The sequence below is a fragment of the Vibrio sp. MM46 genome (assembly GCF_027587135.1).
GTDB classification, from domain to species: domain Bacteria; phylum Pseudomonadota; class Gammaproteobacteria; order Enterobacterales; family Vibrionaceae; genus Vibrio; species Vibrio harveyi.
Window position 1 is genome coordinate 1 of the sequence record NZ_JAPPTO010000044.1, and the last position, 13,620, is coordinate 13,620.

Annotated in this window: 15 protein-coding genes; all 15 read right to left on the reverse strand. The window is 43.6% G+C overall.

Going from position 1 to position 13,620, the window contains the following annotated elements:
- Nucleotides 1-175: 175 nt before the first annotated feature.
- Complete coding sequence (locus tag OH459_RS26915; RefSeq protein WP_202987171.1) at nt 176-1,570, reverse strand: hypothetical protein; 1,395 nt, start codon at nt 1,568-1,570, stop codon at nt 176-178.
- A gap of 118 nt (nt 1,571-1,688) precedes the next feature.
- Entirely contained in the window at nt 1,689-2,369 is a 681-nt protein-coding gene (locus OH459_RS26920; RefSeq protein WP_005452313.1) for an OmpA family protein, read from the reverse strand.
- Nucleotides 2,370-2,377: 8 nt separating this feature from the next.
- On the reverse strand, nt 2,378-3,925 hold the full coding sequence (locus tag OH459_RS26925) for a TadE/TadG family type IV pilus assembly protein (RefSeq protein ID WP_269989587.1): 1,548 nt from the start codon (nt 3,923-3,925) through the stop codon (nt 2,378-2,380).
- A gap of 4 nt (nt 3,926-3,929) precedes the next feature.
- A complete protein-coding gene (tadF, locus tag OH459_RS26930; protein WP_009700149.1) occupies nt 3,930-4,490 on the reverse strand; it encodes a tight adherence pilus pseudopilin TadF in 561 nt (186 codons plus the stop codon).
- Entirely contained in the window at nt 4,477-4,959 is a 483-nt protein-coding gene (locus OH459_RS26935; RefSeq protein ID WP_009697305.1) for a TadE/TadG family type IV pilus assembly protein, read from the reverse strand. Before OH459_RS26935 ends, tadF begins: the two co-directional genes overlap by 14 nt.
- A gap of 2 nt (nt 4,960-4,961) precedes the next feature.
- Complete coding sequence (locus OH459_RS26940; RefSeq protein WP_050937542.1) at nt 4,962-5,684, reverse strand: tetratricopeptide repeat protein; 723 nt, start codon at nt 5,682-5,684, stop codon at nt 4,962-4,964.
- Nucleotides 5,685-5,695: 11 nt separating this feature from the next.
- Nucleotides 5,696-6,538 (reverse strand): type II secretion system F family protein, encoded by an 843-nt coding sequence (locus OH459_RS26945; RefSeq protein WP_050938986.1) that lies wholly within the window; start codon nt 6,536-6,538, stop codon nt 5,696-5,698.
- Nucleotides 6,535-7,437, reverse strand: a complete 903-nt coding sequence (locus tag OH459_RS26950; protein ID WP_005452326.1) for a type II secretion system F family protein — start codon at nt 7,435-7,437, stop codon at nt 6,535-6,537. Before OH459_RS26950 ends, OH459_RS26945 begins: the two co-directional genes overlap by 4 nt.
- Before the next feature lies 1 nt (nt 7,438).
- The gene (locus OH459_RS26955) at nt 7,439-8,710 is read right to left on the reverse strand and encodes a CpaF family protein (RefSeq protein WP_005452328.1); all 1,272 of its coding nucleotides are present in this window, start codon (nt 8,708-8,710) and stop codon (nt 7,439-7,441) included.
- Nucleotides 8,707-9,948, reverse strand: a complete 1,242-nt coding sequence (locus OH459_RS26960; RefSeq protein ID WP_009697303.1) for an AAA family ATPase — start codon at nt 9,946-9,948, stop codon at nt 8,707-8,709. Before OH459_RS26960 ends, OH459_RS26955 begins: the two co-directional genes overlap by 4 nt.
- 2 nt (nt 9,949-9,950) lie before the next feature.
- Nucleotides 9,951-10,427 carry a hypothetical protein gene (locus OH459_RS26965; protein ID WP_050921093.1) on the reverse strand — a complete coding sequence of 159 codons (477 nt, stop codon included), beginning with the start codon at nt 10,425-10,427 and terminating at the stop codon, nt 9,951-9,953.
- On the reverse strand, nt 10,424-11,794 hold the full coding sequence (locus tag OH459_RS26970) for a type II and III secretion system protein family protein (RefSeq protein ID WP_029788546.1): 1,371 nt from the start codon (nt 11,792-11,794) through the stop codon (nt 10,424-10,426). The genes OH459_RS26965 and OH459_RS26970 overlap by 4 nt, the downstream gene beginning before the upstream one ends.
- On the reverse strand, nt 11,794-12,618 hold the full coding sequence (gene cpaB, locus OH459_RS26975; RefSeq protein WP_009697301.1) for a Flp pilus assembly protein CpaB: 825 nt from the start codon (nt 12,616-12,618) through the stop codon (nt 11,794-11,796). The genes OH459_RS26970 and cpaB overlap by 1 nt, the downstream gene beginning before the upstream one ends.
- Nucleotides 12,619-12,639: 21 nt before the next feature.
- Nucleotides 12,640-13,077 (reverse strand): A24 family peptidase, encoded by a 438-nt coding sequence (locus OH459_RS26980; RefSeq protein WP_005452337.1) that lies wholly within the window; start codon nt 13,075-13,077, stop codon nt 12,640-12,642.
- A gap of 151 nt (nt 13,078-13,228) precedes the next feature.
- Nucleotides 13,229-13,435, reverse strand: coding sequence for a Flp family type IVb pilin (locus OH459_RS26985; RefSeq protein ID WP_005452340.1), 207 nt, complete (start codon nt 13,433-13,435; stop codon nt 13,229-13,231).
- Between the last annotated feature and the right edge of the window lie 185 nt (nt 13,436-13,620).

Below are 13,620 nucleotides of genomic sequence, written 5' to 3' on the forward strand. Positions count from 1 at the left end.
GCAGCTCGCCCTTTGGGAGCGTGTCATTGACCCGATTGCTGCGTCAAACAACTTGGAAAGAGCTAGCTATTACACCGCGTTGTTTTCCTTGCTCTCGAATCAATGACAACGCTCTGAATCCTGCATCTTGAAGTCACTTGGGTATACTAATAAGATTTAAAGGGGGAACGATGTCTTAGTTCATGTTCACCATACAAATGAACTTATTTGTATCAAATGCTTGATCCAATTCTTCATGCTTCTCCGATGAATACACTTTGCCATCTTTCGTCCAGTAATCTCCCGGAGATAGATAGGTGTAGAGGCGCAAGTATTCATAAGCGGCTTTGTTTGGCAAACGAGACGATAGACGCTCACAATATTTCTGTGCGTCAGCCTGACTTAAGAAGATGTCATGAGACTTTTTGTTACCTCTGAATCTTGGCAATAGATAAGTAAAGGCTTCATCTTTGTACAGTACCTTATTGGTGTAACGCTGAAGATCGGGCTCTTCTGCAGACTCCAGCTCAGCGACGACTTTAGGTGGTAACAAACTCTCAGAGAATCTTACTGTATCTTTAGGTTGAGCCTTTTCACTGTTCGCATCAGTCTTGTCTTCTACCGCTAAACGTGTAGGAACCGCCTTCGGAGCACTGGCTTTGCTCGCAAACGGGAAGAAGTAGTCGCCACCATTTTTAAGATTTAGCTTTAGCGACTGGGTTTTATGATTGTTCACGGCTCGCACACTATAAATACCCACATAGTTGCCCGTTACATCCACTCGCTCGCCAGAGCCGACTTCCTGGTCATTGATGTAGAAAACCGTTTGTGGTGAGTTTGAACGGAACACAAAGCGCACGTTATCAAGATCAAGTGCTTGTCTCAGTTCAACCTCTGTATTCGCACTGTAATTGTGCTTGTAGCTTGCGTCCGCAGTGAAAGAAAGGTCGCCGTTTAATTTTTGGTTTGCATCCACGACTTTAAAGCTCGTGAGTTTGATTCGAGATAAACCACCTTTGCTTAATACAAAAGCGTTCTTGATAGAAGGGAGATTTCGGTTTACGCACGTTGATAAACTTTCCGCAACGTTACACTGCAATTGACCAGAATAAGTATCGTTTATCACACGTTTTGATTCATTCAAATGACGCGCTTTTATCTTTTCGTACAGAGCAAGGAGTGCGTCGTTCTTCACTCGCTCGATTTGACTTGCCTCTTGTTGGTCTTGTGACAATTGCTGCTTAGTTTCGACCAACAACTTCCCTGCGGTTTCAATTTCCTTTTTCATTGAATTCACTTTGGCAGACATATTGCGCAAAGTCAGAATTAAGGATTCGTCATATACACCATCAACCAACTTGTCTTTCAAGCGATTAGAGTCAGATTTGATCATCTCGACATTGGTCGCCAATTTGATCTTGGTGGACTCTATTTCAGCATTCAATTTATTGTAGTGCGAGATGTTTTCATCAATTCTCAGCGCACTGTACTGCTGGTCGTAAGCAGTATTAATGCTATTTAATGTATCTTGCTCGTTAAAGTTAATGAGCTCTGAGGCAGCGGTCATACCACTCCACGCTACCCCCACCATAATGGCTATTATTGTTTTAGATTTACCCACTGCCACTCCAAATTGACCCACCACGACACCATTGTTGTTAATGCTTCACCTTGCGTTTTAGGCAAGGTGAACGCTATACGATTAAAACCTATTCCGTTGGCTTTACTTCGTCTGGTTTTATTTGATCTGGTTTTGCCTGATCATTCTTAGAAGCCCATATTTCTGAGCGTCTGTTTTGTGCTCGCCCCTCAGCGGTTGAATTCGACGCAATCGGCTGAGTTTCACCAAATGAACGAACGACAATACGGCTTTTATCCACGCCTTGCGCAATCAAACCGTTAGACGTTGTCAACGCACGTTGCAAGCCTAACGATTGGTTATAGCCTTCAGAACCCTTGCTGTCGGTATGACCATCTACCGCAATAGCACTATCGCTATTTTTAAGCGAACCTGCGAGTTGATTCAGAGCTTTGCTGCCCATTGGTGTTAAGTTGGATTTATCAAAACCAAAATGCAGACGCGCAACCAAGCCATCACCTTGATGATTGTTATTTTGATTGCTAATCCATGTCGTACAGCCTGTTTGATCCAACCCTAACTTTGATTTACCTGCCAATGCTTGTTTGAGCTCACCATTGTTAGACTTCTGCTCTATTTGCAAAAAGCCCTGTCGATGTTGAGCAATTCCGACAACGTCATCCACTTTGATACTATGTTGGTACTCGCTGAAGGTATTGTCGCAATAAACGCTAATCCCCTCTTCTGCCTTAACTATCAGGCTAAACGGCAACGTCGAGATAGCGAATGCACCAATGACTAACTTTTTCATATTTTCCTCTAGTACAACTTAGTTATTCCGCTTGTTTTTGAGCCTTTGCGGATGAGTTCTTCTATCTTTTCAATCAATTCATCTAAGTTAGATACATCAATGATGTCTTCACTTGGATTAACAACACAGTCTTGAAAACCACTTTGTTGAGATGCACGGAAATCGATACCAATAACACCGATGTATAAGCCCGGAATCTCTGCTCTGGCTTTATCACACATACCGTTGTCTACTAGCCCCTTCAGAATGCCGTTGTTAGGGCTTTCCTGCCCGTCACTCAAAATCAGCAACATCTTGATTTTCTTGTTGTAAGCTTGCTGCTCTTCTTCATCGGTACTGTTTGGGTCTCCATCATGAAGAACCTGAGATCCTCTTAATATGCCTTGAAACGCTGCAGTACCACCGTCTGCCCACATCGACTTAATCGAGTCCAAATCTGAAAGTTTGTTCGACAATGGGATGTTATAAAATTGCGATGAATATGAAGAACCATGAGCATTAAACAGTCGGGTGCCGCTCACACCATAGAAATTAGGCTTTAATCCTGATTTATCAGTAAACATGGTCGATACCGAAGTCGGTAAATCAACATAGTTGTAGACATCAGCTACGGCGTAGCGATCTGCTTCGAGAACATCACGAATACGTTTGGCATAATTGTGATTTTCTGCCCGAGGACTTTGGCAGTACGCCTGCCGATAAGCACAATTGTACACTTCGCTTGCCGAATACGTGCGCCAGTAGTTCCAATCGACATCGTTGTAACTATAAGGTGACAAATAAGCCTTGTACCCGTTCTTGTAACTTAGTTGGCTTGTCGCATTGGCTCTATTGCCTGCCACAATTTCTCTGGTGCGAACGTTAAACGGCACAAAGCCAACTCGGTTAAGCAGTTTGTCCCCGGTGGTGTCTTCTCCAGGCTCATCACAAACGTCTTTCCACTCTCCGTCGACGAAGTCTTGACGGATTTTTTTACAAAGAATCTTGTTTGATATCTGATCGATCGCGGTTTTCAAATCGTCAATTTTTTTGCTCCGACTTGAGCCCCACTTATCATTCATCGAGCCAGAAAAGTCCGAGACGAAAACGATATCAATGTTGTTATCCCCAAGATAAGCAGGGTACTTTCTTGCCAGCGATCGTCCAGCTAATTCCTGCTGCTTATCAAACGATGGGATAAAGCTGCTTGCAAACCAAGAGTCATGCGTTGTTCTGGCGTTCACTGTGTATTGGATATACTCAAGAGCACCAGTATCCTTGTCTTCCGCTTGATAAAAACGTTGAGCAGAAAGGTTGGTTGACTTGATGTCTCTCACATAGTTTTCGACATACTTCGTTGCCAGCGCACGGGCTGCACCCGGTTGGTCTTCAATCGTTACGGCCATTGCCGCAGCTTCCGCTGAATCCCTTAGTCGGCTCGACTCCTGCACATAACGGGTGCCCTCAACAGCCCAAAAAGTGACGCCCATAATAGGCACGAGCAACAAGCCCATCCATACAGCAGCGACGCCCTTTTGTTGTTGGAGACTTCGATGCTGATATTGCTGCATTCTCATTTCACTATCTCCCTGGCATTATTGAAGAAGAGCCAACTTTCACGGTTGTGCCGGTACCGCCATTAAAGAACGGTTTGAACCAAGAGCTTTGCTCCTCACAAAGGCTGACGCGGTACAATGGATACACCACGCCCTTTTCCACCGGAGCCAAATCTGCGTGTGCGAGTATTGAATCCGTTTTGCAATTTAGTCTGTTGTATTTACTGCTGGTAAATACCGCCACATTCACTTTATTGGTCAATGACTCGATTTTGATAGCCACATCGTTTGGGGGAGTGCCGAGCATTCGACTCGCGACTTTGGATAAGTCTTCTAAATCGGCATTGGTTACCGCTAGATTTTTTCCACCTAACACGTCGCCCTCAAAGTAACGCGAACGCTCTTTGATTACATTCACCAACGCAAAGCTAGAACGATCAAGCTTGGCTCGCAAAAGCAACTGATAGCTCAAATCCGCGGCAAAAAGGTAAACACCCCATAACGCAGTAAGAATGAACACAAGCTCAACCATAAATGAGCCTTTTTGGCGTTTTGGAGAACATACACCTTGTTTACGGAGCGTCATCTTTCCACCCCTCATGCTCTAAGTTCAGTACCATTGTGCTTGAGATATCTCGATCTGCTGCACCGGCAAGTTTTATGATCGGAGAGTAACGATAAGTGACCGTTATCTCCGCTAAGTTGTAGTTGAAGTTCAAGCCCTCATCCGAATATCCTCTATTCGCAATGAAGTCATCATAGGTTTTGTAGTAACGACCTTTGATAGAAAATCGCGAGCTATCGATTAAGAAATGCCACAAGTTACCATCAGCTTCGATCAGAGATTTAAACTTGTCCTCGTACTGCTGATTTATGCCTTTGCCCTCGTAAATCTTGGTGTTTCGTATAGTTTCTCGAAGAGAATATTCCGTCATGTTCACAACATAGATTTGGTAACTCGACTCAAAGATGGCAAAAGTGGCAAAGAACAAAACGAGCGCGCCCATTACGAACTCGATCGCCGTTACCCCTTTTTGTTTAGAAAGCAATTTCATCATTAACTCCTATATTGAGTTAATTCGACGGCGATACTGTGGAGCTCTTGATCCGAAAAATCACCTTTGAGTAGTTTCTTCGCTGCATCCATCTGCTGCGCTTTCATAAGGGCAATCGCTAGGTTCGCCTTCACTACTTTATTTTCCGGGTTATCTTTTAGTACTGGCATCAGTGTTTCGATGGCTTGCTCGTATTCACCATTTGCCATATGAATCATCGCGATGTTGTTCTTGATCGCGACATCATCATAACCACGCAAACGTGCATTGTTCAGCTCTTGGTAAGCATCTTCGTATTTACCTAACTTGGCGTACGACACACCCAGTAATACATGGATTTGTCCCGATTCATTACCCGTTTTAATGGAAGATAAATACGCCTCTACCGCGCTATCAGTGTCATTTTTTGCATCAAACACTTGCCCTTCTAACTGGTACAAGTCAGGGCTCTCTATCCCCTCTTTTTGCAAATGCTGAACATAAAAGTTTGCCGACTCGATATCCCCTTTATGGAAATACGCCCATGCCAGCTTTTCTTTCACTTCAGGATCTTGCGAACCTTGCTCTAACTGAGATTTGTAGTGAGAGATTAAACCATCGTAGTTTTTCACTTTTTCCATGCTCGCGACGTCATCTTGTAGCTGACTCTGCTGCGAAGGTGTCGATTGACAACCTGCCAACACGCCCAGCACTAACAAAACGAGAGAAATGCGTTTTCCAATCACTGGTTACTCTCCTAAATATTTAATGTCATTTGCATGATTCCCGGTGCGAGAATCAGAATAACGATCGGGAACATGATGAAGAGGATCAGCGGGACACTCATCTTAGCGGAGAGTTTGCCTACCTTTTCCTCAACGGTCAGGATTTGCACTTTTCGCATGTCTTCAGCGAGATCGCTCAACACCTGAGCCACTGATGTACCGTATTGCAAGTTTTGAATGATAGTCAGCACGAAGCTTCGTATTGGCGGCGTTGGAATACGATCACTTAGGTCATTTAGCGCTTTTTCTAGCCCGTGGATTTTTGCCGAATCTGAGGTGCGTTTAATTTGATAACAAAGGTCAGAGTCAAACTCAGCCAACTCTTTGCCCAGATAAACCAATGCCGCCTCAATCGTCATACCGGTTTGCACGCAAACTGACATCATGTCCAGCAAGTACGGTAACTGAGATGATGTCTTAAAGATCAACATTTTGCGTCGCATTTGAAGCAAAGTATCCGGCAAGACAATCACAGCAATAAGCGTAAAAATAATGATGATTAGCTGATTATTTGCTGTCATATCCGACAACAACACCAATCCTGTAACAACCACGAGCACCGCTAATTTGGCAGGGAAGTAGAACTTCGCCCACTCTGTGTTGTAATAGCCGGCCTCGATGAGTTTTTGTTCCAGCTCATGTCGATGCTCTTTACCGAAACGAACAAAAAAGCGGTTAACACGGGAAGGCGCACGTACAGCATCACCGCCAATATAAAAGGCGACTTTTTTGCGTCGTTGTTCTGTACGAAGCGAATCGAAAATCAAGAAAAGCAACGAAACAAACAGTACTATAAGGGCAATCAATAGCATCATGCGCGTACTCCTCTGACTAACAACCAAACAATGAACAAGCCAAATAACTCACTGCCAAGTACATAAAACAACACGATACGACCAGAAGGGTCATACAAGACGAAATTGACGTTGTCAGGGTTTACATAGTTAAGAATGATCATGAAAATCAACGGAATTGCCGCAACAATCTTGGCAGAAATTCGCGCTTCAGACGTCATGGCCATCTTCTTTTTCTCTAGGGTTCTTGCGTCCACCAAAACTCGAATAAGTCTTGCTAGTACGCCTTTCAGCTGACCGCCTCGCGCAATATTTGCTCTAAGAGTTACAGTGAAAAACAGAAACTCTGGGTAAGGGTAGTTTTTACACGAACGTTGAAGTACCACTTCCGGAGACTCACCCAACTTAAGTCGGTCCCCCATCAGTTTAAACTCGCGCCCAATCGAGTTATCCATCACCTCGCCAACATAACTGATGGCTTGCATTAAGCTGTCACCTGCGGTTACCGCACTCATCAGAATGTTTAGCGCATCAGGGAAAGTGTTTTCAAAATCACGTCGCCTTCTTGTCACTAGGTAGCGGTAACCCATAATGGTAAACACCAAAGACAAGCCTACGATCAACCCGGTATTCGTCATCAACAACAGCTTAACCACGACGTACCAAGAGGCGATGAGACTCGCCGTGATATACAAAGCGATATACAGCGATGAACGTGGTCCAAGTACTTTTAGTGTTGGAGAAATAGACTCTTTGAACTTTTGCCAACTTTGTTTTCGTACCAGTGATTTTACGTTGATAGCATTGAAGTTTTCCGCTTCAGCTTCTTCGATGTTGAAAAACTGATCGACCTTTTTGACCTTTGAGTCTCTGACCAAAAGCAGTACGAACGCAAAGAGGATAAGTGAGAGCCAAAGCATGTTATATCCCCTTAAACGATGCCATCAGCTCGTCATACAGCCCGAAGAATTGGGCTTTCTTTACAAGCTCAGATCGTTGCATGATGCCGCTGGTTACGAAGTCACCTTTAACGGTTTCTCCAAAATGTGCATCGTCATAACGGAAACGGTAGATCTCTTCCATCACCACACTATCGCCTTCCAAGCCGACGATTTCAGAGATACTGGTGATCTTACGAGACCCATCGCGCAGTCGGTTAACCTGGACAATCATTTGCACAGCGCTGACGATGGTTCTTCGAATCGCATCAAGCGGCTGGTTTAAGTTCGCCATCATGACCATCGATTCCACACGCGCAATCGCATCTCTCGGTGTGTTGGCGTGCAGTGTAGACATAGAACCATCGTGTCCCGTGTTCATGGCCTGCAACATTTCAAACGCTTCAGAGCCACGACACTCACCAAGAATGATTCGGTCTGGACGCATACGAAGTGCGTTAATCACCAAATCACGCTGCGTCACCGCCCCAGTCTGCTCAACGCTCGAAGTTCGCGTTTCCAATCGAACCAAGTTAGGTTGTTGCAAGCGTAATTCCGCCGCATCCTCTATGGTGACAATACGCTCATCTTCAGCGATGTATTGAGACAATGCGTTAAGCAGCGTCGTCTTACCTGAGCCCGTACCGCCAGAAATCAGCACATTCATTCGACAACGAGACGCAATCATCAGCACTCTCGCCATGTCAGGAGACATAGAACCAAAACCAATCAAATCTTCAAAGCCAATGTTCTGCTCTCTGAATTTACGTATTGAAATCGAGGTCCCATCCAACGCAATGGGTGGGATAACGATATTCACACGGCTGCCATCTTCAAGTCTGGCATCAACCGTTGGAGACAGTTCATCAACACGTCGTCCAACACGCGAAGCAATGCGTTTAGCAATCGCTAACAACTGCTCTTCGTTGACAAAAGACACCTCTGACTTTTGGACTTTACCGTGTCTTTCAAAAAAGATGTTGTTAGGTCCATTTACCATGATGTCAGAGATAGACTGATCTTCAACCAAAGGCTGCAATGGACCTAAGCCAAACAGTTCATCAATTAAGCTTTTCACCAAGCCTGACTTCATCATCGAAGTGATCGGACGTTGGTAGCTGTTTGCAAGAAGATCAACTGCGGCTTGGATTTGAGCCTCTAAGTCTCGGCGGCTCATTTTCTGAACCGCTTCAGCATCTAGTGCTTCAAATATTTGCCCGCGAAACGCGAGGTATAAGTCTTTATTCGAACTCATTTAGCACGCACCCTCTTCAACCAAGATCCCATGCCTTTTTGATCAACAGGTTGACCATTAATCAGCTTGACCAGTAGTTCCATAGAACGGTTAATATGACGATCGTGCTTATGACCTCGTTTGCCATCAATAATGATGTGCGACAACGACTTGCAGTACCCCACTTCGAGATCAACATCCGCACCTAAGTATTTGGTAAGGTCAGGACGTTGTAATACATACGCGTTTTCCGGACGGTGATAATTCACCAATGTAATCACACGAGTTCGGGACGATAATGTGAGCTGTAAATTGGAAATTTTCTCAAACAGTCGTTTGGCACTTCTTACAGAAGATACCGACGCATCCAAAACCAGCACAACTACATCAAAGTTTTCTACCAAGAGTTGAGGTTCAACTTTGAAGTCCACACCGCCCGAGAAGTCTTCAATAATGAAGTTCGTGTTTCGAGCTAAAAGATCACAGAGCGTCTGGTTATAGTTGAGAATATCGCTTTGACTCATGTCGCCATCGATAGCCAACAGACGCAGATTTTTTCGTGCGTTAAACAGGTAGCTAAGTGCTCCCTCTTCATCCATTTCATGCAAGGGAGCAGTAAACTCATCGATACCGCGCGGTTTAAAATCTTTCAGTCCCAATAAAACATCGATGTTGGTATCTGCGTATTGGTGATCAACCAAAATGGTATCGGAACCTTGAGTGGATAGTAACGAACTCAATTCAGTAGTAATGAATGATGCACCAACACCACCTTTTGAACCCACCACTGCTACACGCTTCGCCTTACGCTTCTGGCTAACACCAGAGAACGTCTTCAAGTTCTTACTAACATGGTTTAAGAAGTCTGCGAACTCTTGTTTGTTCACCGGCCAAAAGACGTAGTAAAAGCCCATGTCTTTGAGGGAACGAAGCGTCGAAATTGCATCTTCTTTACCAATGACCACGACACCTTTGTGTGTTGGTAGTTTGCTAGCGAAAGACTTAGCATCTTCAACGACGTTGTTCGATTCGTTCAGTTCAAGGATAACAATATGACTGCTATGTTGTTCCGTCAGCTTGGTTAAGCCTGCGTTAGCTCTTACACATTCTGGGTCATTCCAACCTTCGAATCGAAACACTTCCTGAACAAGGTTTAAACACTCTTGTGATTGATAAAACAACGTACATCCAGCAACACCTGTCGTCGAAGACTGTGCCGGTTTTGCTTTCGTTGTTAATGCTTTAGTTAAATCAAACATTATTATTCTCCTACTAATCTAGACTTGTAGGACACTTGTTTAAGACGCATCGATTCAACAAAACAGTCTGGTTCACCTAACTGAACTTGAATCTGTGCAGGCGAGCATTGCTGGGTTTGCAAACGCGTTAACGTCACTTGGATATTCAGATCACTTGGTAAAGCTGGCGTATAACGATATTCCACTCTTTGCGGGGCAATAATGTGTGACGGATACTGCTCAAATGCCTTCTTTAACATCGTTTTACTGCGCGCGGATTTGTAATCGATCACGTAAGTGGCTTCTTTATCCATCGATTCGATTTTTTGAATCAGTTGCTTAATCTGCTTTTCTGTTTCTGCACGATTCTTTACTGCAAACTCAAAGCTATGATGCTCTTTATACACCACGGCTTCAGCGCCATTTCCGCCAAAATATCGCTCTGTTGCGCAACCAAAGAGTGACGATGTCAATAAAGCAATAAGTACTAGCTTCTTCATTGAATAAACCCTCCTTCAGATAGCAGACGAATCGTCGCATCCGATGACGTGTTAGAATTATCGTCAGAATCAATATTCAACCAACGCGCTAACGTTGAGGTTTTCTTGATGTGTGGCAGCTGAATATCTTTCGGTTTGATTGGTTCCACGAGGTTTACTGTTGCCACGATGATCAACTCAGTTCGCTTTCTTTCTGTCGTTGCTTTACGAAATGCAGCACCAAGTACAGGAATGTCTCCAATGAAAGGAATCTTTTGCATTTTCTCTAAATCAGCACTGCTCATTAACCCGCCAAGGATGAAGCTGTCTCCGTCTGCCAGTTCAACGGTTGTCATTGCACGTCGTGATGACAACTGTGGCACTTTAATGCCTGCAGCTTCGACGTAGCTTTCTACTTCGCTCACTTCCGGAGCTAGCTGCATTCGGATTTTGTCTTGACTAAGTACTTTTGCTGTAAGGTCGAGCTTAATACCAAACTCTTTAAACGAAATATTCACGTTGTTGTTGTTCGACACAATAACGGGCACTTCGCCACCGACAAGGAAGCTCGCCGATTCACCGGAAAGTACCGTCAGGTTTGGCTCAGCCAAGACTTCTGCAACCTGATCGTCACCCAATGCAGTGATCAAGGTACTTAGGTTTGCCGCATCAAATTGGTCAAATACGAACTCACCCGCTTTAGAACCAATAGAACTCCAGTCGACCCCAACTGTTTTACTAAAAGATTCATTAACTTGAGCGACTGAGATTTTGACGTTTACCTGTTGTGTCGTTGCAACCTTAATGCGTTCAATGATTCCTTTCCAAGTCATATTGCGAGCGAAAACCATGCTCTCTGGCTCTTCATAATCTGAATAGTCAGATTTGAACTCCAGCTTTTCGACTTTCTCCCACTTCTCGGTTTTTTCTCGTCCGAGTAAGGTTGCCACCATGCGATAAATGTCATCACGAGTTTCTTCAGAATCAACAACACCACTCACTGCGACTTGCTCGCCCACCGATTGAACCTTGACTTTGGCATCAGGAAAATGGAACTTGAGTTGACGTCTAACCTCGCTTAGATCCAAATCAACGATGATGCGGTCAGAAAGCAACACATCATCGTCTGTTCCATAGACAATCAAGCGAGACTGACCAATGCCATTGGCAAAAACCACTAGCGTATTGTCATTAATGATTTTGTAGTCGGCGATATCAGGGTTACTGATAAACACCTTTCCAATCGGCATCTTTAATTGAATGTGCTGACCGTCATTAAGTGTGATAGATCGGTCAGCAGCAAAAGTGTTTGTTATAGAAAGCAAGCCAATCAAAAGAGAGGTAAAGGAGACGCACAGTACTTGCTTAATTCGATGGTGTATCATCATTACAAAGCCTCTCTAGGATCATTAACGTTACCGCGTAACTCTTCGATTCCGGTATAATTGTCGATAACATTGCGTACTTCCGCGTATTCCGGCTGCGTATAGGTTTGGCTTCGATAAATTTCGATATGCATAGTTCGTTGAGCCAACGCTAGTTTTGCCAACTCATCTGGCTTCACTTCGATAACCACCGTCGTCATACCGTCTTCTTTATTTGGTGTTCGAGCGGTAATGTTGCTATTTTCACCCTCGCCATCACCAATATTGAGTACTTTGACATGTTTTAAGAACATGGACGCTTTTACACCTCGAAAGCGCTTCGGCTTATCCATATTTTCAGCAAGATTAGCGTTTGGAGAGCTCACGGTAAGAATGTCGATATATGAGCCAGGACGAATGTAATCTTTGATTAAGTTCTGATCACTCACTTTCAGTGGATACAAGGTCATGCCTTCCGTTACCAGTAGATCGATATACCCTGGTTGACCGGGAGAAACTTGGTACTCTGGTAACACAACATCGCCTGGATTTAGGCTTCGGTTTAATAAAACGGATGGTGAAAAACTGATTTGTGCGTCTTCTCTGACGCCAAGCGTTAGTGCTTCACTAAGTGGGAGCTGTTGTTTGATAACTCCTTGTGCACTAATCGCATGTCCTTTTTCATAAGCTTCGGTGGTCATCCATACAGCAACATGCTGTTCATCTTTGTTATCGACCACTTCAGCGACAGCTTCGGGTTGAGGTTGACTCTTGAACAAGTCGACAACGCCAAGCGCGCCTACGATCAAGGCAACAATAGCAACAAGTAAAACCAGTCGAGATCTCATAATGTGCCCATTCTTGGAGGTTTAAATATGTGGCGTATTTTGAGTTAAAATTATTAAATAAAATCCAACACTAATTGCTATCCCATACGGAATGCCTTCTTGGCTACTCGACGTGTTGCTTATTAATTTTCTAGTAATTAAATAAATAATCGCTAAAAAACCACCAGCAAACGCCGTCATAATATAGGCCCATGGTAAGTCATTGAGAGGGATTGTCAGTGACAACACTGCGGCATATTTAATATCACCAGCTCCAATCCAAATCAGAGCATAAAGTATTAACCCTATCCCTAGCACCAGCAAAAAGGTTGTAATCTGAAGATCTAATGGTGAAAGAAAACTCTGCAACAAGAGGAGTAAAAGCAAAGCGTTATTTTGTATTTTACGATGAAGAAAATCGGTAATAGATACATACAAACACGCGATTGCCAATACTAATAAATACAATTCATGACTCAAAATTAAGACTCTTGCCTGAATTTATCGAGATTAGCTTCAAATAACATTTATTAGATATTCTAAATTAACTGAGCCAGACCAATGAAAACAGAGGTCTGGCACAAATATCTAGCGATATTATCTACATAAACCAGTAAGGTAATTACTTGGCTTATTTGCTCGCAGTATCGATAGCAGTCGCAACTTGAGCGAATGCACCTTCTAGCTTGCCGATGAAACCGTCTGAGCCTACTGCTGTAGTTACTAATACAGCCATTGCAACAGCAATTAGACCGTATTCGATTGCAGTTACACCGCGCTCGTCGTTTTTAAATTGTGACAAAAACAGGCTTGTTTTTACGTACAGTTTAGTAATCATGTTTAGTTCCTATGAAGTTGATTTACAAAAGCTTTGCCATTCTATTGAATACCAAAAGGTATGGAAAAATAGCCCCTATCGATAGAATCGATAGATTTGGCAAAGACCGGCACATCAAGTTATGCTGAAAAAATCATAAAGAACCAACAAGCACTTAAATTACAATAGCTTACAGACATATATCG

Bases quoted from the DNA above. Each gene is read 5' to 3' on its own strand.
- OH459_RS26915 (WP_202987171.1), bottom strand. From the start codon at position 1,570: ATGGTGGGGGTAGCGTGGAGTGGTATGACCGCTGCCTCAGAGCTCATT.
- OH459_RS26920 (WP_005452313.1), bottom strand. From the start codon at position 2,369: ATGAAAAAGTTAGTCATTGGTGCATTCGCTATCTCGACGTTGCCGTTT.
- OH459_RS26925 (WP_269989587.1), bottom strand. From the start codon at position 3,925: ATGAGAATGCAGCAATATCAGCATCGAAGTCTCCAACAACAAAAGGGC.
- tadF (WP_009700149.1), bottom strand. From the start codon at position 4,490: ATGACGCTCCGTAAACAAGGTGTATGTTCTCCAAAACGCCAAAAAGGC.
- OH459_RS26935 (WP_009697305.1), bottom strand. From the start codon at position 4,959: ATGAAATTGCTTTCTAAACAAAAAGGGGTAACGGCGATCGAGTTCGTA.
- OH459_RS26945 (WP_050938986.1), bottom strand. From the start codon at position 6,538: ATGATGCTATTGATTGCCCTTATAGTACTGTTTGTTTCGTTGCTTTTC.
- OH459_RS26950 (WP_005452326.1), bottom strand. From the start codon at position 7,437: ATGCTTTGGCTCTCACTTATCCTCTTTGCGTTCGTACTGCTTTTGGTC.
- OH459_RS26955 (WP_005452328.1), bottom strand. From the start codon at position 8,710: ATGAGTTCGAATAAAGACTTATACCTCGCGTTTCGCGGGCAAATATTT.
- OH459_RS26960 (WP_009697303.1), bottom strand. From the start codon at position 9,948: ATGTTTGATTTAACTAAAGCATTAACAACGAAAGCAAAACCGGCACAG.
- OH459_RS26965 (WP_050921093.1), bottom strand. From the start codon at position 10,427: ATGAAGAAGCTAGTACTTATTGCTTTATTGACATCGTCACTCTTTGGT.
- OH459_RS26970 (WP_029788546.1), bottom strand. From the start codon at position 11,794: ATGATGATACACCATCGAATTAAGCAAGTACTGTGCGTCTCCTTTACC.
- cpaB (WP_009697301.1), bottom strand. From the start codon at position 12,618: ATGAGATCTCGACTGGTTTTACTTGTTGCTATTGTTGCCTTGATCGTA.
- OH459_RS26985 (WP_005452340.1), bottom strand. From the start codon at position 13,435: ATGATTACTAAACTGTACGTAAAAACAAGCCTGTTTTTGTCACAATTT.